The sequence below is a fragment of the Cognatilysobacter terrigena genome (genome assembly GCF_004361065.1).
Classification (GTDB): domain Bacteria; phylum Pseudomonadota; class Gammaproteobacteria; order Xanthomonadales; family Xanthomonadaceae; genus Cognatilysobacter; species Cognatilysobacter terrigena.
This window is the reverse complement of the sequence record NZ_SELT01000021.1, coordinates 1-16,290: the sequence shown is the minus strand read 5'-3', so window position 1 is coordinate 16,290 and position 16,290 is coordinate 1. Positions and strand designations below refer to the sequence as shown.

General features: G+C 67.5%; 18 protein-coding genes and 3 tRNA genes. 14 read left to right on the top strand and 7 right to left on the bottom strand.

Translation table 11 applies throughout. From position 1 onward, the window contains the following. Positions 1-89 precede the first annotated feature (89 nt). From EVS83_RS11955 to EVS83_RS11915, 9 genes are all read left to right on the top strand, one after another. Complete coding sequence (locus EVS83_RS11955; RefSeq protein WP_133501308.1) at positions 90-587, top strand: CinA family protein; 498 nt, start codon at positions 90-92, stop codon at positions 585-587. A 45-nt stretch (positions 588-632) separates the two neighbouring features. Continuing rightward, positions 633-1,256 carry a transcriptional repressor LexA gene (gene lexA / locus EVS83_RS11950; protein WP_133501269.1) on the top strand — a complete coding sequence of 208 codons (624 nt, stop codon included), beginning with the start codon at positions 633-635 and terminating at the stop codon, positions 1,254-1,256. 8 nt (positions 1,257-1,264) lie between these two features. Further along, on the top strand, positions 1,265-1,456 hold the full coding sequence (locus EVS83_RS11945; protein WP_133501268.1) for a YegP family protein: 192 nt from the start codon (positions 1,265-1,267) through the stop codon (positions 1,454-1,456). Between the two features lie 154 nt (positions 1,457-1,610). After that, positions 1,611-2,639, top strand: a complete 1,029-nt coding sequence (gene recA / locus EVS83_RS11940; protein WP_133501267.1) for a recombinase RecA — start codon at positions 1,611-1,613, stop codon at positions 2,637-2,639. Between the two features lie 540 nt (positions 2,640-3,179). After that, positions 3,180-3,608, top strand: a complete 429-nt coding sequence (locus EVS83_RS11935; RefSeq protein WP_246022925.1) for a regulatory protein RecX — start codon at positions 3,180-3,182, stop codon at positions 3,606-3,608. Between the two features lie 125 nt (positions 3,609-3,733). Then, entirely contained in the window at positions 3,734-6,379 is a 2,646-nt protein-coding gene (alaS, locus tag EVS83_RS11930) for an alanine--tRNA ligase (RefSeq protein WP_133501266.1), read from the top strand. A gap of 116 nt (positions 6,380-6,495) precedes the next feature. Then, on the top strand, positions 6,496-6,699 hold the full coding sequence (csrA, locus tag EVS83_RS11925; protein ID WP_133501265.1) for a carbon storage regulator CsrA: 204 nt from the start codon (positions 6,496-6,498) through the stop codon (positions 6,697-6,699). 67 nt (positions 6,700-6,766) lie between these two features. Then, a tRNA-Ser gene (locus EVS83_RS11920) sits at positions 6,767-6,859 on the top strand. A 103-nt stretch (positions 6,860-6,962) separates the two neighbouring features. Next, positions 6,963-7,039: transfer RNA gene (locus EVS83_RS11915), tRNA-Arg, on the top strand. Between the two features lie 216 nt (positions 7,040-7,255). On the opposite strand, the gene EVS83_RS11910 is transcribed toward EVS83_RS11915, so the two are convergent. The 5 genes from EVS83_RS11910 to EVS83_RS11890 form a co-directional block, all read right to left on the bottom strand. Next, positions 7,256-8,092 carry an alpha/beta hydrolase family protein gene (locus tag EVS83_RS11910; protein ID WP_133501264.1) on the bottom strand — a complete coding sequence of 279 codons (837 nt, stop codon included), beginning with the start codon at positions 8,090-8,092 and terminating at the stop codon, positions 7,256-7,258. Beyond that, positions 8,089-8,883, bottom strand: coding sequence for a bifunctional hydroxymethylpyrimidine kinase/phosphomethylpyrimidine kinase (thiD, locus tag EVS83_RS11905; RefSeq protein ID WP_133501263.1), 795 nt, complete (start codon positions 8,881-8,883; stop codon positions 8,089-8,091). The genes EVS83_RS11910 and thiD overlap by 4 nt, the downstream gene beginning before the upstream one ends. Continuing rightward, on the bottom strand, positions 8,880-10,277 hold the full coding sequence (locus EVS83_RS11900) for a PhoH family protein (RefSeq protein ID WP_133501262.1): 1,398 nt from the start codon (positions 10,275-10,277) through the stop codon (positions 8,880-8,882). Before EVS83_RS11900 ends, thiD begins: the two co-directional genes overlap by 4 nt. Positions 10,278-10,354: 77 nt before the next feature. Beyond that, the gene (locus EVS83_RS11895; RefSeq protein WP_133501261.1) at positions 10,355-10,828 is read right to left on the bottom strand and encodes a peroxiredoxin; all 474 of its coding nucleotides are present in this window, start codon (positions 10,826-10,828) and stop codon (positions 10,355-10,357) included. Between the two features lie 8 nt (positions 10,829-10,836). After that, positions 10,837-11,397, bottom strand: a complete 561-nt coding sequence (locus EVS83_RS11890) for a glycine cleavage system transcriptional repressor (RefSeq protein WP_133501260.1) — start codon at positions 11,395-11,397, stop codon at positions 10,837-10,839. Between the two features lie 167 nt (positions 11,398-11,564). On the opposite strand from EVS83_RS11890, the gene dapA reads away from it, so the two are divergent. Together dapA and EVS83_RS11880 are read left to right on the top strand one after the other, a co-directional pair. Then, entirely contained in the window at positions 11,565-12,467 is a 903-nt protein-coding gene (gene dapA / locus EVS83_RS11885; RefSeq protein ID WP_133501259.1) for a 4-hydroxy-tetrahydrodipicolinate synthase, read from the top strand. A 13-nt stretch (positions 12,468-12,480) separates the two neighbouring features. After that, positions 12,481-12,987: a hypothetical protein gene (locus EVS83_RS11880; protein ID WP_133501258.1), complete on the top strand. Its 507-nt coding sequence runs from the start codon at positions 12,481-12,483 to the stop codon at positions 12,985-12,987. Positions 12,988-13,056: 69 nt separating this feature from the next. On the opposite strand, the gene fdxA is transcribed toward EVS83_RS11880, so the two are convergent. Beyond that, positions 13,057-13,380: a ferredoxin FdxA gene (gene fdxA, locus EVS83_RS11875; RefSeq protein WP_115646432.1), complete on the bottom strand. Its 324-nt coding sequence runs from the start codon at positions 13,378-13,380 to the stop codon at positions 13,057-13,059. A 134-nt stretch (positions 13,381-13,514) separates the two neighbouring features. Continuing rightward, positions 13,515-13,590 (bottom strand) — tRNA-Glu (locus EVS83_RS11870). A 66-nt stretch (positions 13,591-13,656) separates the two neighbouring features. Here EVS83_RS11870 and pcnB point away from each other — a divergent pair. The 3 genes from pcnB to panB form a co-directional block, all read left to right on the top strand. Next, positions 13,657-15,003: a polynucleotide adenylyltransferase PcnB gene (pcnB, locus tag EVS83_RS11865; RefSeq protein WP_133501257.1), complete on the top strand. Its 1,347-nt coding sequence runs from the start codon at positions 13,657-13,659 to the stop codon at positions 15,001-15,003. Next, positions 15,000-15,494, top strand: coding sequence for a 2-amino-4-hydroxy-6-hydroxymethyldihydropteridine diphosphokinase (gene folK / locus EVS83_RS11860; protein WP_133501256.1), 495 nt, complete (start codon positions 15,000-15,002; stop codon positions 15,492-15,494). The genes pcnB and folK overlap by 4 nt, the downstream gene beginning before the upstream one ends. Before the next feature lie 4 nt (positions 15,495-15,498). After that, positions 15,499-16,290 (top strand): 3-methyl-2-oxobutanoate hydroxymethyltransferase (panB, locus tag EVS83_RS11855; RefSeq protein ID WP_133501255.1); only part of this gene is annotated, 792 nt, incomplete at its 3' end.

Below are 16,290 nucleotides of genomic sequence, written 5' to 3'. Positions count from 1 at the left end.
AAGACACGGGCGTCAGGACGATGTGCGAAGCGGGCGCAGGCGCCGGCGGGGCGACAGTATGCCGCGCGGCCGCCGTCCATAATGGCCGCATGCACAGCCCCACCGACGACGACCTCCGCCGCCTCGGCGAAACCCTCGCCACTGCGGCGATCGACCGCCGCCTGACCGTGGTGACCGCCGAAAGCTGCACCGGCGGGTGGATCGCAAAGACGTTGACCGATCTCGCCGGTTCGTCGGCGTGGTTCGACTGCGGCATGGTCGTCTACAGCTACGAGGCCAAGCAGGCGATGCTCGGGGTCAACCCGCACACGCTCGAGGAGCACGGCGCTGTGAGCCGGGAGACGGTGGTCGAGATGGTCTCCGGCGCGCTGGTGCACTCGGCGGCGACGCTCGCCGTAGCGGTGACCGGCATTGCCGGGCCCACGGGCGGGACCGCCGACAAGCCGGTCGGCACCGTGTGGATCGCCTGGAAGCGCCGCGGGGGCTATCCCCACGCGTCCATCCACCACTTCGAAGGCGACCGCGAGGCAGTACGCCGGCAGACGGTGGCGGCCGCCCTGGGCGGGTTGATCGAGCTCGCCAGCTGACGAACGGTCTTGCGAGCGGCGGCGCGGTTAGTAGTATTGCTACTAATGAACCTCACCGACACCCAGCAGGCGATCCTCGAAATGATCGCCGAGCGCATCGAGGCCGACGGCGTCCCGCCGTCCCAGACGGAGATCGCCCAGGTCTTCGGTTTCAGCAGCGTCCGGGCGGCCCAGTACCACCTGCAGGCCCTCGAGCAGGCCGGTGCGATCCGCCGGGTGCCGGGGCAGGCACGGGGCATTCGCCTCGTCGCGACGCCGAACCGGCCGGCCGCCAACGCCTCCGACATGCTGCACCTGCCGGTGCTCGGCCAGGTCGCGGCGGGTCTGCCGATCGGTGCCGACATCGGCTCGGACGACATGGTGCTGCTCGACAAGAACCTGTTCGCGCCGTCGCCCGACTACCTGTTGCGGGTCAAGGGCGATTCGATGCGCGACGAGGGCATCTTCGACGGCGACCTGATCGGCGTGCACCGCACGAACGAAGCGCGCTCCGGGCAGATCGTCGTCGCGCGTATCGATGACGCGATCACGGTGAAGCTTCTGAAGATCGCGAAGGACCGCATCCGCCTGCTGCCGCGCAATCCCGACTTCGATCCGATCGAAGTGATGCCCGATCAGGACTTCTCCATCGAAGGCCTGTACTGCGGCCTCGTGCGTCCGAACCGGTGAGGTGTCCGATGAAGTTCGAAATCTACAGCTCCAGCCCGTCGTTGCTCGCGTTCCAGTGGCGTTGGCGTCTCGTCGCGGAGAACGGCGAAGTCATTGCCGACAGTTCGGAAGGCTACGTCAGCAAGTACGACTGCGAATACGCGATCGGCCTCGTCAAGGCGACGACGCCGACGACGCCGGTCGTCGAGGCGTTCGACTGATCGCGCGGCAAATTCCTACGGCCGCTGCACGCCTCATCCGATCGTCGCGCGTTGCCGCTCATCGCACAGTTCAGGTGCGGATGTCACTGTCTCAGCCCCTGCGATATCCGCCCCACACAATCTCACTACACCAATGAACACCAGGAACCCGTCAATGGATGAGAACAAGAAGCGCGCACTTGCAGCGGCTCTCGGCCAGATCGAGAAGCAGTTCGGCAAGGGCTCGGTCATGCGCATGGGCGACCGCGCCGTGGAAGCCGTGGAAATCGTCGGCACGGGTTCGCTGATGCTCGATATCGCGCTCGGCATCGGCGGCCTGCCGCGCGGCCGCGTGGTCGAAATCTATGGCCCGGAGTCGTCGGGCAAGACCACGCTCACGCTGCAGGCGATCGCCGAGTGCCAGAAGAAGGGCGGCACCGCGGCCTTCATCGACGCCGAGCACGCGCTCGATCCGATCTACGCGGCGAAGCTGGGCGTCAATGTCGACGACCTGCTGCTCTCGCAGCCGGACACCGGCGAACAGGCGCTCGAAATCGCCGACATGCTCGTGCGCTCGAACGCGGTCGACATGGTCGTCGTCGACTCGGTCGCCGCGCTGACGCCGAAGGCCGAAATCGAAGGCGAGATGGGCGATCAGCTGCCGGGTCTGCAGGCCCGACTGATGTCGCAGGCGCTGCGCAAGCTCACCGGCAACATCAAGCGTTCGAACACGCTGGTGATCTTCATCAACCAGCTGCGCATGAAGATCGGCATCATGATGCCGGGCCAGAGCCCCGAAACCACCACCGGTGGTAACGCGCTGAAGTTCTACGCGTCGGTCCGTCTCGACATCCGTCGTATCGGTTCGATCAAGAAGGGCGACGAGATCATCGGCAACCAGACCCGCATCAAGGTCGTCAAGAACAAGCTGGCGCCTCCGTTCAAGCAGGTCGTCACCGAGATCCTGTACGGCGAAGGCATTTCGCGCGAGGGCGAGCTGATCGACATGGGCGTCGACGCCAAGCTCGTCGAGAAGTCGGGCGCGTGGTACAGCTGCGACGGCGAGCGCATCGGGCAGGGCAAGGAAAACGCCCGCCAGTTCCTCAAGGAGAACCCGGCGATGGCGACGAAGCTCGAAGCCGCTCTCCGCGAGAAGTTCGTGCCGCAGGAAATCAACCCGGCCGAAGCCGAGGCGGACGCGTAATCGGCGGAAATGGCACGGTCACGACCTCCACGTGATCGCGATGCGGCCCCGGGTGATGAGCCCGGGGCCGAGTCGTTTTCGCGCGACGGTGGGCGGGAGCGGCAGGGCATCGTCCGGCTCTCGGATCTTGTCGCGAATATGGCGGTGGATGCGCCTCGCCGTGAGGTGCACGATTCCGTAAACGCATGGGCGCCGCCAGAGAATTGGGAGGGAGCGGCGGACATCGCGTGCGAAGACCGGAGCCGCCGCCACACGCGTGACACGTCGCCGACCTGTTCAGATGGCCGCGCTCGTCGCACCGCGACGACACGCCACACGGCCGAGCAGGCTCGACCGCGCACCGCTCCTATGAACCAAGAGCATTTCGACAGGCCGCACGGCGCGCCGGCAGGCGTCCGCGATGACTCCAATGCGTCCGATCGATCGATCGACGATCCGTCGTTAGCATCGACCGACGACGGCCCCGCCTACGAAAGCCTCTTCGGCCCCGCAAGCGACACCACCCGCAAACCGCGTCGTGAGCGCAAACCCGCCACCGCCTTGCAACGCGCACTCGGCCTGCTGACGCGCCGCGAGCATTCCCGCAAGGAACTGACCCGCAAGCTCGTATCGCGAGGCGTGGACGCGGCCGAGGTCGAAACGGCTGTCGGCAAGCTCATTGACGCCGGCTGGCAGGACGACCGCCGCTTCGCCGAGAGCCTCGTCCGCAGCCGAGCCTCGAGCGGCTACGGCCCGCTGCACATCCGCGCCGAGCTCGGCACGCACGATCTGTCGGCGGAAATCCGCCAGGCCGCGCTCGATGATTTCGAGGGTGACTGGACCGAGATCGCCCGCGACCTCGTCGCCCGGCGCTTCGGTCGCATCGAAGACGCCCGCACCCGAGAGCGCAAGGCGTCCGACTACCTGATCCGACGCGGGTTCCCGGGCGACATCGTCCGCGCCGCCGTACGGTTCACGACCGAAGACTGACCGGTCCATTCGCGTCCGCATCGGACGCCGCCCCGCCTGCTACTCTTCAGGGTTCTCCCAGTGCCTGTTGGCCGCCCTCCGGCGGCCATCGGCTGCACGGTCTCCTTTTCGACGCGCGCCTCCGCATGAAAACCACGTCCGAAATCCGCAGCGATTTCATCGAATTCTTCCGCAGCAAGGGCCACACGATCGTTCCGTCGGCCCCGCTCGTGCCCGCCAACGACCCGACGCTGCTGTTCACCAACTCGGGCATGGTGCAGTTCAAGAACGTGTTCCTCGGCAGCGAAAAGCCGGGCTACGTGCGCGCGGCCGACGTGCAGCGCTGCCTGCGCGCCGGCGGCAAGCACAACGACCTCGACCAGGTCGGCTACACCGCGCGCCACCACACGTTCTTCGAGATGCTCGGCAACTGGTCGTTCGGCGATTACTTCAAGAAGGAAGCCATCGCCTGGGCGTGGGAGCTGCTGACGCAGGTCTGGAAGCTGCCGCCGGAGCGCCTGCTCGTCACCGTCTATCACACCGACGACGAAGCCTTCGACATCTGGCACAACGACATCGGCCTGCCGCCCGAGCGCATCGTGCGCATCGGCGACAACAAGGGCGCGCCGTTCGCGTCGGACAACTTCTGGCAGATGGCCGACACCGGCCCCTGCGGCCCGTGCACCGAGATCTTCTACGACCATGGCCCCGACGTGCCGGGCGGTCCTCCGGGTTCGCCGGACGAAGACGGCGATCGCTACATCGAGATCTGGAACAACGTCTTCATGCAGTTCGACCGCCAGCCCAACGGCACGCTCGTGCCGCTGCCGGCGCCGTGCGTCGATACCGGCATGGGCCTCGAACGCATCGCGGCGGTGCTGCAGCACGCGCACAGCAACTACGAGATCGACCTGTTCGTGCGCCTCATCCGCGAAGCCGCGGCCGCGACCGGCACGTCGGACCTCGAGAACAAGTCGCTGCGCGTGATTGCCGACCACATCCGCGCGTGCTCGTTCCTGATCGTCGACGGCGTGCTGCCGTCGAACGAAGGTCGCGGCTACGTGCTCCGCCGCATCATCCGCCGCGCGCTGCGCCACGGCTGGAAGCTCGGCCAGAAGGGCCCGTTCTTCCACAAGCTCGTCGCGCCGCTCGCCGAGCTGATGGGCGACGCCTACCCGGAACTGCCGGCGAAGCGTGAACTCGTCGAGCGCGCGCTTCTGGGCGAGGAAGAGCGCTTCGCCGAGACGCTCGAATCCGGCATGCGTATCTTCGACGACGTCGCCGCGCGCTCAAAGGGCGTGATCCCGGGCGTCGAAGCCTTCCGTCTCTACGACACCTACGGCTTCCCGGTCGACCTCACGGCCGACATCGCGCGCGAGCGCGGCCTCACCGTCGACATGGACGGCTTCGAAGCCGCGATGAACCAGCAGCGCGAGACCGCGCGCGCGTCGGGCAAGTTCGGCAATGCGACCACGCTGCCGGCCGAACTCGCCGCGCAACTGCCGGCGACGCAGTTCCTCGGCTACGACAAGCTCGTCGACGGCGGCCTCGAAGTCGTCGCGATCCTCAAGGACGGGCGTCCGGTCGATTCGATCGAAGCGGGCGACGAAGCCGTCGTCATCCTCGATCGAACGCCGTTCTACGCCGAGAGTGGCGGCCAGGTCGGCGATGCGGGCGAGCTCGACGAGAAGGGCACGCGCTTCGTGGTGCGCGACACGCTGAAGTTCGCCGGCCAGTTCCATGGCCACCTCGGCACGCTTCAGTCTGGGCGTCTTTCGCGCGGCGATCATCTGATGGGTTCGGTCGACGGCGCGCGTCGCGCGGCGACGGTGCTCAATCATTCCGCGACGCATCTTCTCCACGCAGCGCTGCGCCGTCTGCTCGGCGAGCACGTGCAGCAGAAGGGTTCGCTCGTCGCTCCGGATCGGCTGCGTTTCGACTTCTCGCACTTCGAGCCGGTCACGGCCGATCAGCTCGCGGAGATCGAGCGTCAGGTCAACGCCGAGATCCGTGCGAATCACGGCGTCGACGTGCACCACATGGGCATGCAGGAAGCGATCGACTTCGGTGCGCTCGCGCTGTTCGGCGAGAAGTACGGCGATCGCGTGCGCGTGCTGCGCATGGGCGAAGCGTCGACGGAACTCTGCGGCGGCACGCACGTGTCGCGCACGGGCGACATCGGTCTCTTCAAGATCCTTTCGGAAGGCGGCGTCTCCGCGGGCGTGCGCCGCATCGAGGCGGTGACGGGGCAGGGCGCGCTCGATTACGTGGCCTCCGAGCTGCAGCGTCTCGACGAGGCGGCGCGCCTCGTCGGCTCGCCGCGTAGCGAAGTGTCGGACAAGGTGCGTTCGCTGCTCGACCGCCAGCGTCGCCTCGAGCGCGAGCTCGAATCGTTGAAGGCCAAGGCCGCGTCCGGTGCCACGGCGGACCTCGCCGGGGCGGCGATCGACGTCGATGGCATCAAGGTCGTCACGGCCCGTCTGGAAGGCTTCGACGCCAAGGCACTGCGCGATGCCGTCGATCGCCTCAAGCAACAGCTGGTCGATGCCGTTGTTGTTCTTGCGGGCGTGCAAGACGGCAAGGCGTCGCTCGTGGCGGGTGTGGGCGGGCGTGCGCTCGGACCGGTGAAGGCGGGTGATCTGCTTGGGCAGGTCGCGCGTCAGATCAACGGCAAGGGCGGCGGTCGACCGGACATGGCGCAGGGCGGTGGCGATGACGGCCCGGCGCTGCAGTCCGCGTTGGCCGGCGTCGCCGAGCTGGTGAAAGAACGTAGCGCCGCTGCGGGAGTGTGAACCGCTTCCTTGCGGCATGAAATGGCCGCTCGCTACCATGGCGGGCGTTTGTGTCCAAATATCGTGCGCGGCAGAGGCCGCGCGCCCGGCGGAGATGCCGGATCAAGGAGGTCGTAATGCTCATCCTGACGCGTCGCGTCGGCGAAACCCTGATGATCGGCGACTCGGTGTCCGTCACCGTGCTCGGCGTGAAGGGGAATCAGGTGCGGATCGGTATCACTGCACCGAAGGACGTCGCGGTTCACCGCGAAGAGATCTACCAGCGAATCCAGCGTGGCGGCGACGCGCGCGAAGAATCGAACGACGGCACGCAGGGCTGACGATTGCCGCAATGCGGTCGGGGCGTTAACATCCCCGGCCTCGCAGCGACTGTTGCGAGCACTACCCGGAGACGTGCCCGAGAGGCCGAAGGGGCTCCCCTGCTAAGGGAGTATGGGGTCAAAAGCTCCATCGAGGGTTCGAATCCCTCCGTCTCCGCCAGTTGTACCGCCGCGCATGCGGCATCGATCGCGGGAAACATCGGCGATCACCACCGAAAAAGCGTTGACGAGCAGTCGATCGAACGTCATAATTTTTCGACTACGCGCCCGTAGCTCAGCTGGATAGAGCACCAGGCTACGAACTTGGGGGTCGGAGGTTCGAATCCTTCCGGGCGCGCCAAACAACGAAGAGACCGACGGGAAACCGTCGGTCTTTTTGTTTGTGCGTTTGGTTACGCCGTGCGCGCGCCAAGTGCGTCGGAATGACGCGTTTTCGCAGCAACGTTTCGTCTCGCGCCGATGGCACGGCAATCAGCGTCCGCGTCGGTTGGCAGGTCGTTACGTCTGGCGCGCGAGCGACTGCGCCTACGGCGCAACCGCGACTCGGTCTGTCGCGCTAGAGACGACCGGCCAGCGCGTCCGCGACAGCACCCGGCGTCTTCATCCACGCGAAATGATCGTCGTGCGTGCCGAGCGTCGACGCATCCAGCAGCGCGACGTCCACCTTCTCCGGCCGCATCTTGCCGATCAGATAGTCCAGCGACGAACGCGGCGCCAGCAAGTCGTGCGCGAACAGCACGCCGCGCACGAGCGACGTCACTGTTGCAAGGTGCGGTTCGATGTCGCCCACGTGCGGTGCCACGTAGCGCCCGCTGAGCCCCGTGCGCGACCAGTCGCGGATCACCCCGCGCGCTTCCGTTCCGCCGAAACCGATGCGGCGGCCGGGGAGGGCACCGAACGTCCGTGCGAGACCGTGGAGTAGCCGATAGGCGAGCGGCAAGCCGAAACGCAGCGGGCGCGGAAACACGCGCCAATAAGGCGAACCGCTGGCGACCAGCCAGAGTTCGTCGGCCTTCGCATCCGTCAGCGCCTGCGTACAGCTCGCAAGCTGGCCGCCCAGGCTGTGGCCACCGATGACGTGCATCCGTCCGAACGTCGACCGCGCGAGGTGGAGCGTGGCGGGGACGTCGACCCGCAACAACTCGCGATACGCCCAGTCCGCCGTGCGCGATGCACGCAGCGAGCTGCTACCGAAGCCGCGCCATTCATGCACAACCGTCGCGACGCCGCGCGCCGCAAGTTCACGCGCGAACGGCTCATAGCTGCGTGCCGGTACGCCGAGCGCCGGCAACCATACGAGGCAGCGATCGACGCATTCGCCGCGAACGACCAGCGCTTCCCAGCGATGCCCGTCCGCCGCGGTCACCGGCGTCCAGCGCACGTCGATCGTCATTGCGCGGCGCCGAAGTGGTCGATGACCGTGACGTCGCTACGCCCCGGCCGATAGCCCAATGCGAGCCCACGGTGGACGTAGTCGGTCGCGCGTCTGCAGGCGGTGGCGAGCGAATGACCGACGGCGAGACCAGCGGCGATCGCCGACGCCAGCGTGCAACCGGTGCCATGGGCGCGAACGTCGAGACGCGCGTGTTCGAAACGTTCGACGCGTCCACCGGGCATGGCGAGCGTGTCGATCACGGGGCCATCGCCGCGCAGGTGTCCGCCCTTGAGCAGCACGCCGCGTGCACCGCGCGCGATCAGCCGCTGCGCAGCGTCGAGCGCGTCGTCGGCGTCGATGATGTGGCGCGCGAGCAGCACTTCGGCTTCCGGCACGTTCGGCGTAATGACGGCGGCGATGGGCAGCAGACGGTCGAGCAACGCGCTTACGGCGGACGGATCCAGGAGTGATGCACCGGACGTCGCGACCATCACCGGGTCGACGACGATCGGGACCGGGTGATGGCGCTCGAGCGCATCGGCGACGGCGTGGATGACGTCCGTGTTCGCCAGCATCCCGAGCTTCACCGCGGCGATGTCGAAGTCGGCGAAGCAGGCGTCGATCTGTTCCGCGATGAACGCGGGTTCCGTGACGGCGACGCCCGTGACACCGCGCGTGTTCTGCGCGGTGAGCGCGGCGATCGCGCTCAGGCCGTGCACGCGATGCGCGGCGAACGTCTTGAGGTCGGCCTGGATGCCGGCGCCGCCGCCGGAATCCGAGCCGGCGATCGTCAGAACCGAAACCGTCACAGCACGTCGGACGCGAAGTCGGCCAGGCGCGACCGCTCGCCACGGCGCAGCGTGATGTGCGCGCTATGCGGCCAGGACTTGAAGCGATCGACGACGTAGGTCAGGCCGGACGTCGTCTCGGTGAGATACGGCGTGTCGATCTGCTCGAGGTTGCCGAGGCAGACGATCTTCGTGCCGGGGCCGGCGCGCGTGATCAGTGTCTTCATCTGCTTGGGTGTGAGGTTCTGCGCTTCATCGAGGATCACGTAGCGCGACAGGAACGTGCGACCGCGCATGAAGTTCATCGAGCGGATCTTGATGCGCGATGCGAGCAGGTCATTCGTCGCGGCGCGGCCCCAGCTGCCACCTTCCTGGTTGCTCGTCAGCACTTCCAGGTTGTCGGTGAGGGCGCCCATCCACGGCGTCATCTTTTCTTCCTCGGTGCCGGGCAGGAAGCCGATGTCCTCGCCGACGCTCACCGTCGCGCGCGTCATGATGATTTCGCGATAGATCTGCTGGTCCATCGTTTGCGCGAGGCCTGCGGCGAGCGCGAGCAGCGTCTTGCCCGTGCCGGCCGTGCCGAGCAGCGAGACGAAATCGATCTCGGGATTCATCAACGCATTGAGCGCGAAGTTCTGTTCGCGGTTGCGTGCATGGATGCCCCACACGGCGTGTTGCGGGGTGCGGAAGTCGTCGACGATCTGCAGGCGCACGCGCTGCTCGTCGACATCGACGACGCGCAGCTCCGCGTCCTCGTCGCCCGGCAGGTGCAGGAACTGGTTGGCGTACCAGTCGTCGCCCTCGACCCGCGCGACTTCGTAGTACGTACGGCCGCGCTCGGTCCACGAACGCATGCCCTTGCCGTGCGTCGACCAGAAATCCTCCGGCAGCGCGGTCACGCCGGTGTAGAGCAGGTCGAGATCCGACAGCGCGCGGTCGTTCTCGTAGTCCTCCGAAATCAGGCCGGCGATCGCGGCCTTGATGCGGAGGTTGATGTCCTTGGAAACCAGGACGACTTCGACGCCGGGCTCCCGCGTCTGCAGGGCTTCGACGGCGCCGAGGATCGCGTTGTCGGGAATGACGGCGCCGAAGCGGGGCGTGATCTCGTCCTGCTGGGTCTGGAAGCGCAGGCGGCCGATGCTCTGCGCGCCGCGAAGGTTGAGGCCTTCGGGCTGGACCAGCGGAATCCCCGCCGTCAGCGCTTCGTGGCCGTGCGACTGGATCAGCTCGTTGAGGTAGCGGCTCGCCTGGCGGGCGTTACGGCTGGCTTCGGAGGTGCCCTTCTTGCCCCGGTCCAGCTCCTCGATGACCGTCATCGGGAGGTAGACGTCGTGCTCCTCGAACCTGAACAACGCGGTCGGGTCGTGCATCAGGACGTTGGTGTCCAGCACGTAGATCCGCTTGCCTGCCGTCATCTGCCGCTCCGTGATGCGCGCCGGTCGCGCGCGGACGGCCCCACATTAGCGCCCGTCGGGTGACGGTTGGAAGCAGGTCAGGCGGACTGGAGTTCGCGGAGCGTGGCGAGCACCGCGTCGGCGTGGCCGGGCACCTTCACCGGGCGCCAGACATGGACGACGCGGCCGTCCGGGTCGATCAGGAACGTGCTGCGTTCGATGCCGACGTACTCGCGGCCGTAGAGCTTCTTGGGCTTGATGACGTCGAACGCATCGCAGAGCGCGCCGTCGGTATCGCTGGCGAGATCGAAGCGGAAGCCCTGCTTGGCGCAGAAGTTCTTGTGCGACTTGAGCGAGTCGCGCGACACGCCGATGACCGTGGCCTTGGCGCGTTCGAAGTCCTTGAGCAGCGCGTTGAAGTCGAGGCCTTCGGTCGTGCAGCCCGGCGTGCTGTCCTTCGGATAGAAGTAGAGCACCAGCCAACGCCCGCGATAGTCAGCCAGCGTGCGTGTCGCGTCGCTGGACAGCGCGAGCGGAAGATCCGGAACGATGTCGCCGACGTCGATCGCCATGTCGTGCCTCAGAACTTCATCGGATCCATGATCGCGTCGAGGTTCAGGTGGTCGCAGAACTCGAGGAAATCGTCGCGCAGCGCCGCGATGTGCATGCTCGACGGCACGCCGATCGTGAGCTGCGCCGAGAACATGTCGGCGCCGGTTTGCATGGCGCGATAGCGCGAGCAGTGCAGCGTCTCGATCGTGATGCCCTGGCGGTCGAAGAAGTCGGCGAGCTGGAAGAGGATGCCGGCCTTGTCGGCGGCGACGACTTCCACGACGTACGGCAACAGGCTCGACTGCACCGGCTTGGGCCCGGTGCGGTACCACACGAGCTTCAGGCCTTCTTCGCGTTCCAGGCGGGTCAGCATTGCTTCGAGCTTGGCGACGGCATCCCACGAGCCGACGGCGAGCGCGGTGACCGAGACGTCCCGGCCTACCGTCGACAGGCGCGCGTCGACCATGTTGCAACCGCTGTCGGCGATCCGCCGCGTGACCATGAGCAACGGCGAGGCCGGATGCGTCGTGTACGCATTGATCAGCAGGTAGTTTTCGTTCGGCGACGGCCGGGCGGCGTTGTCGGTCAAGGCGGGCGCCTGCGCTGAGGAGGGAGAGGCCCGGCGGAAATGCGGGCTGAAGGCCGCGATCCGCGGTCGGACAGGATACTTGCCGCCGGTTTTTCGCCGCAAGTAACATCCGGGCGGCGCATACTGCGCGTCCCCACCGACTATTCCGCGCTCCGCGGAGGCTCTCCTTGCGACTGAGCGGCAGCATTACCGCGCTGGCCACGCCCTTCGACGCGTCCGGCGAACTCGATCTCGACGCCTGGCAGCGGCTGCTCCGCACGCAGCTCGACGCCGGCACCCAGGGCATCGTCGTCGCCGGCTCGACCGGCGAGGCCGCCGCGCTGCTCGATCCGGAGTACGACCTGTTGCTGCGCACCGCGGTGGAAACCGTGGGTGGCCGCATCCCGGTGCTCGCTGGCACGGGGCAGTCGAATACGCTGAAGACGATCGAAACGACGCGCCGCGCGGCCGCGCTGGGTGCGGACGCCGCGCTCGTCGTCACGCCGCCCTATGTCCGCCCGACGCAGGCGGGGCTGGTCGCGCATTACCGCGCGGTCGCGAACGACGCCGCGTTGCCGGTCGTGCTCTACAACGTGCCGGGTCGTACCGGTTGCGACATGCTGCCGGAGACGGTCGCCGAGCTCGCCGGCCATCCGCGCATCATCGGTATCAAGGAAGCCAAGAGCGAGCCGGAGCGCATGACCGTGCTGCTCGCCTTGCGCGACGACAACTTTGCCGTGCTCAGCGGCGACGATCCCACTGCCGCACGCGCCATGCTGCAGGGCGCGGACGGCGTGATTTCCGTCGTGTCGAACATCGTCCCTGGCATGTTCCGTCGCCTCTGCGACGCCGCGCGTTCTCGCGACGCGCGCACGAACGACATCGATGCGCAGCTCGCCGCGCTCTACGACTTCATCGGCGTCGAGCCCAATCCGATTCCGGTCAAGGCGATCCTTTCGCGCCTCGGCATCGGCCACGGGCTGCGTCTGCCGTTGACCGATCTTTCCGCATCGCATGCCGACGCCGCGACCCGTTTCGCTGGCGTCGTCCAGCAGCTCGAAACCGCTTGCCGCGACGCCGTCGCGGCCTGAACCCGGAGCCTTCATGTCCAAGCTGTCCTTCATTGCCCGCACGTCGCTGCTGGCCGTCGTGATCGTCGCCACCGCCTCGGGCTGCAGCTGGTTCCACCGCGGCGGCAGCAAGCTCTACGCCGGCTCGCCGGAATCGCGTCCGCTCGAAGTCCCGCCGGATCTCGATACGAGCGCAGCCGCGCCAGCGTCGGCGACTGCGAGCGGCGTGACCGCGTCGGGTGCGCAGCAGGCCGCCGCGCAGTCCTCGTCGCTCGGGTTCACCGTGCAGGGCGCGAAGGACGAGGTGTACGCGCGCGTCGGTACGGCGCTCGGCGGTATCGCGGGCCTGACCGTCGCCAATCGCGCGCCGCTGATCGGCGCCTACGACGTCAACTACAGCGGCTCGAACTTCCTCGTGCGCGTCGCTGCGGGCACCGGTGGCGACACGTACGTGTCGGCCGTCGATCCGCGTGGTCTGCCGGCGACGGGCGAAGCCGCGCGTCGCCTGGTCGACGCACTGAAGACCGCGCTCTCGCGCTGATTCGCGATCGCCGGAAACGAAACGGGCGCCTTCGAGGCGCCCGTTTTCTTTTGAAGCTTCGACGCTGCGTCAGCGTTCGAGCATCGGCAGCTTGTTCGGCACGCCTTCCCAGTCCTTCGCATCGGGCAGCCCATCCTTGCGCGCGGTGATCGCAGGCCACGCCTTCGACAGTTCGGCGTTGAGCGCAGTGAAGTGCTCCTGGCCTGCAGGCACGTCGTCTTCCGGATAGATCGCGTTGATCGGGCATTCCGGCTCGCATAGCGTGCAGTCGATGCACTCGTCCGGATCGATCACGAGGAAGTTCGGGCCTTCACGGAAACAATCGACCGGACACACCTCGACACAGTCGGTGTACTTGCACTTGATGCAGTTCTCGGTGACGACGAAGGGCATGGCGATGTCTTCCGTGGGACGCGGCTGATCTTACGCGGCTTGGCGTGCTTGGCCAGAAACGAAACAACCCGCGCATCGCTGCACGGGTTGCCGGTGTTGCCTGTCGCAATGATCACGCTGCGCCGGGCCGTGTATGGCGCTCCCTACGGGATTCGAACCCGTGTTTTAGCCTTGAGAGGGCCACGTCCTAGGCCTCTAGACGAAGGGAGCAGGGAATGCGCTGGAAGCTCCGTCCAGCGCGGCGTGTAGTATAGGCGGGCTCACTGTCCCGCGGCAATGGGCCTGCCTTCCACTTCGCGGCGCCGCCCGCTGATGACCGACGATTCCGACGCCGCCCTGACGATCATTCCGCGCGACGCGCACAATGTGTCGCGCCGCGACATCAGCCCCAATGCGCTGCGCGTGTTGTACCGGCTGCGCGAGTCGGGCTTTGGCGCGTATCTCGTCGGCGGCGCGGTGCGCGATCTGCTCATCGGCGGCCACCCGAAGGACTTCGACGTCGCGACCGACGCCACGCCCGAGCAGGTGCGCGGCCTGTTCCGCAACTGCCGCCTGATCGGCCGGCGTTTCCGCCTTGCGCACGTCGTGTTCGGCCGCGAGATCATCGAGGTCGCCACGTTCCGCGCGAACCAGCCGGTCGACGACGACGTCGAGGCGCACGAGGTCGAGCAGGTCGTGCGCGACAACATCTTCGGCTCGATCGAGGAAGACGCGGTGCGTCGCGACTTCACCGCGAACGCGCTGTACTACTCGATCGAGGATTTCTCGATCCGCGACTACGTCGGCGGCTTCGAGGACGTGCAGGCGCGCGTGCTGAAGCTCATCGGCGATCCCGAGCGTCGTTACCGCGAAGACCCGGTGCGCATGCTGCGTGCCGTGCGTCTGTCGGCCAAGCTCGACTTCACGATCGATGCCGCGACCGCCGAACCGATTCCGCGTCTTGCATCGCTGCTGCGCGAAGCCGCGCCGGCGCGACTGTTCGAGGAGTGCCTGAAGCTGTTCCTGTCCGGCCATGCCGTGCAGAGCTTCCTCGGTTTGGAAACCCATGAGCTGCTGCCGGTACTGTTCCCGGAAGCCGCGGCTGCGTTGCGCTCGAATCGCAGCGGCGCGCTCCGTCGCATGGTGCTGAAGGGGCTTGCGGACACCGATGCGCGCGTCGCGGCCGATGAGCCGGTGTCGCCGTCGTTCCTGTTCGCGCTGCTGATGTGGCCGGCGTACTGCCGCGCGCTTGCGCGTCTGCAGGCCGACGGCGTGAACGCGCCAGAAGCGCAGCAGCGCGCGGCCGATCGCGTGACGCTTCACCAGATGGACGTCATCGCACTGCCGCGTCGTTTCTCGCTGCCGATGCAGGAGATCTGGCTGCTGCAGACGCGCTTCTCGCAACGCCAGCGTCGTCGTGTCTTCCGCCTGCTGTCGCACCCGCGCTTTCGCGCCGCGTACGACTTCCTCGTGCTGCGACTCACCGCGTCGGACGAGCACCGTGGCGACGTCGAGTTCTGGCGCGAAGCGCAGCATCACCCGGACGCAGCCGTCGAAAGCGCCGAGGCAGCGGCGCCCGACGCCGAGACCTCCGAGCGCCCGCGACGCCGCCGCCGTCGCCGTCGCGCGGGCGGCGCGGAGTGAACGTGCCGGTCGAGGCCTACATCGGCCTCGGCGCGAACATCGGCGACGCCGCGACCGCCATCGAGCGCGCCTTCGAGTGCCTCGATGGGCACGACGGCCTGCGCCTGACGGCGCGCTCGACCCTGTACCGGACGCCCGCCTGGGGCGTCACCGGGCAGCCCGACTTCATCAACGCGGTCGCCAAGGTCGACACGACCCTGGCGCCGCAACAGCTGCTCGACGTGCTGCTGACCATCGAGCGCGACGCCGGGCGTGACCGTCGCACCGCGGAGCGCTGGGGACCGCGCGTGCTCGACCTCGACCTGCTGCTCTACGGCGACGCGGTAATCGACGAGCCCGGCCTGCACGTGCCGCATCCGCACCTCCATGAGCGCGCCTTCGTGCTGGTGCCGCTCGCCGAGATCGCGCCTGCGGTCGTCATACCCGGCCATGGGCCGGTCGCAGCGTTGCGCGGGCGCGTGGCGACCGGTGACATCGAGGCGCTACGCTAGGCCCATGTACGCAAACGCCGCCGGCGACACGACGTCGCCCGTCACCCTCCCGCAGCTGCTGCAGGCGCGCCACGAAGGCCGCCGGCTGACGATGCTCACCTGCTACGACGCCGGCTTCGCCCGCGCGATCGATGCCGCGGGCGTCGACATGGTGCTGGTCGGCGATTCCCTCGGCATGGTGGTGCAGGGGCGGCGCAGCACGATCCCCGTGTCGGTGGGCGCGATCGAGTACCACGTGGGCTGCGTTGCGCGCGGGCTGCGTCGCGCGTTCCTCATTGCCGACATGCCGTTCCAGTCGGATGCGACGAACGACGTAGCCCTCGACGCCGCGACCAGGTTCCTGCAGGCCGGCGCGTCGATGGTCAAGATCGAAGGCGCGGGCTTCAAACTCGATGTCATCCGCCATCTCGTCGAACGCGAGATCCCGGTGTGCGCGCACCTCGGGCTGACGCCGCAGTCGGTGCTGCGCCTCGGTGGGTACAAGGTGCAAGGGCGCGACGACGAGGCAGCGGAACGCCTGCTTGCCGATGCGCGCGCGGTGGAAGCCGCCGGTGCGACGTTGCTCGTTCTCGAGTGCGTGCCGAGCGCGCTCGCGGCGCGCATCACGGATGCCGTGGCGATTCCCACGATCGGTATCGGCGCCGGCCCGGATTGCACCGGCCAGGTGCTGGTCATGCACGACATGCTCGGCTTGCGTCATGGCCGTTCGCCGCGTTTCGTGAAGGATTTCCTCGCGACTGGCGGGAGCATCTCGGGTGCATTCGAAGCTTATGTGCGCGAAGTGCGCGACGGCACA

Coding starts and splice junctions, on each gene's coding strand:
- EVS83_RS11955 (WP_133501308.1), top strand. CDS start 90: ATGCACAGCCCCACCGACGACGACCTCCGCCGCCTCGGCGAAACCCTC.
- alaS (WP_133501266.1), top strand. CDS start 3,734: ATGAAAACCACGTCCGAAATCCGCAGCGATTTCATCGAATTCTTCCGC.
- EVS83_RS11910 (WP_133501264.1), bottom strand. CDS start 8,092: ATGACGATCGACGTGCGCTGGACGCCGGTGACCGCGGCGGACGGGCAT.
- lexA (WP_133501269.1), top strand. CDS start 633: ATGAACCTCACCGACACCCAGCAGGCGATCCTCGAAATGATCGCCGAG.
- EVS83_RS11880 (WP_133501258.1), top strand. CDS start 12,481: ATGTCCAAGCTGTCCTTCATTGCCCGCACGTCGCTGCTGGCCGTCGTG.
- pcnB (WP_133501257.1), top strand. CDS start 13,657: ATGGGCCTGCCTTCCACTTCGCGGCGCCGCCCGCTGATGACCGACGAT.
- fdxA (WP_115646432.1), bottom strand. CDS start 13,380: ATGCCCTTCGTCGTCACCGAGAACTGCATCAAGTGCAAGTACACCGAC.
- EVS83_RS11895 (WP_133501261.1), bottom strand. CDS start 10,828: ATGGCGATCGACGTCGGCGACATCGTTCCGGATCTTCCGCTCGCGCTG.
- EVS83_RS11900 (WP_133501262.1), bottom strand. CDS start 10,277: ATGACGGCAGGCAAGCGGATCTACGTGCTGGACACCAACGTCCTGATG.
- csrA (WP_133501265.1), top strand. CDS start 6,496: ATGCTCATCCTGACGCGTCGCGTCGGCGAAACCCTGATGATCGGCGAC.
- recA (WP_133501267.1), top strand. CDS start 1,611: ATGGATGAGAACAAGAAGCGCGCACTTGCAGCGGCTCTCGGCCAGATC.
- EVS83_RS11945 (WP_133501268.1), top strand. CDS start 1,265: ATGAAGTTCGAAATCTACAGCTCCAGCCCGTCGTTGCTCGCGTTCCAG.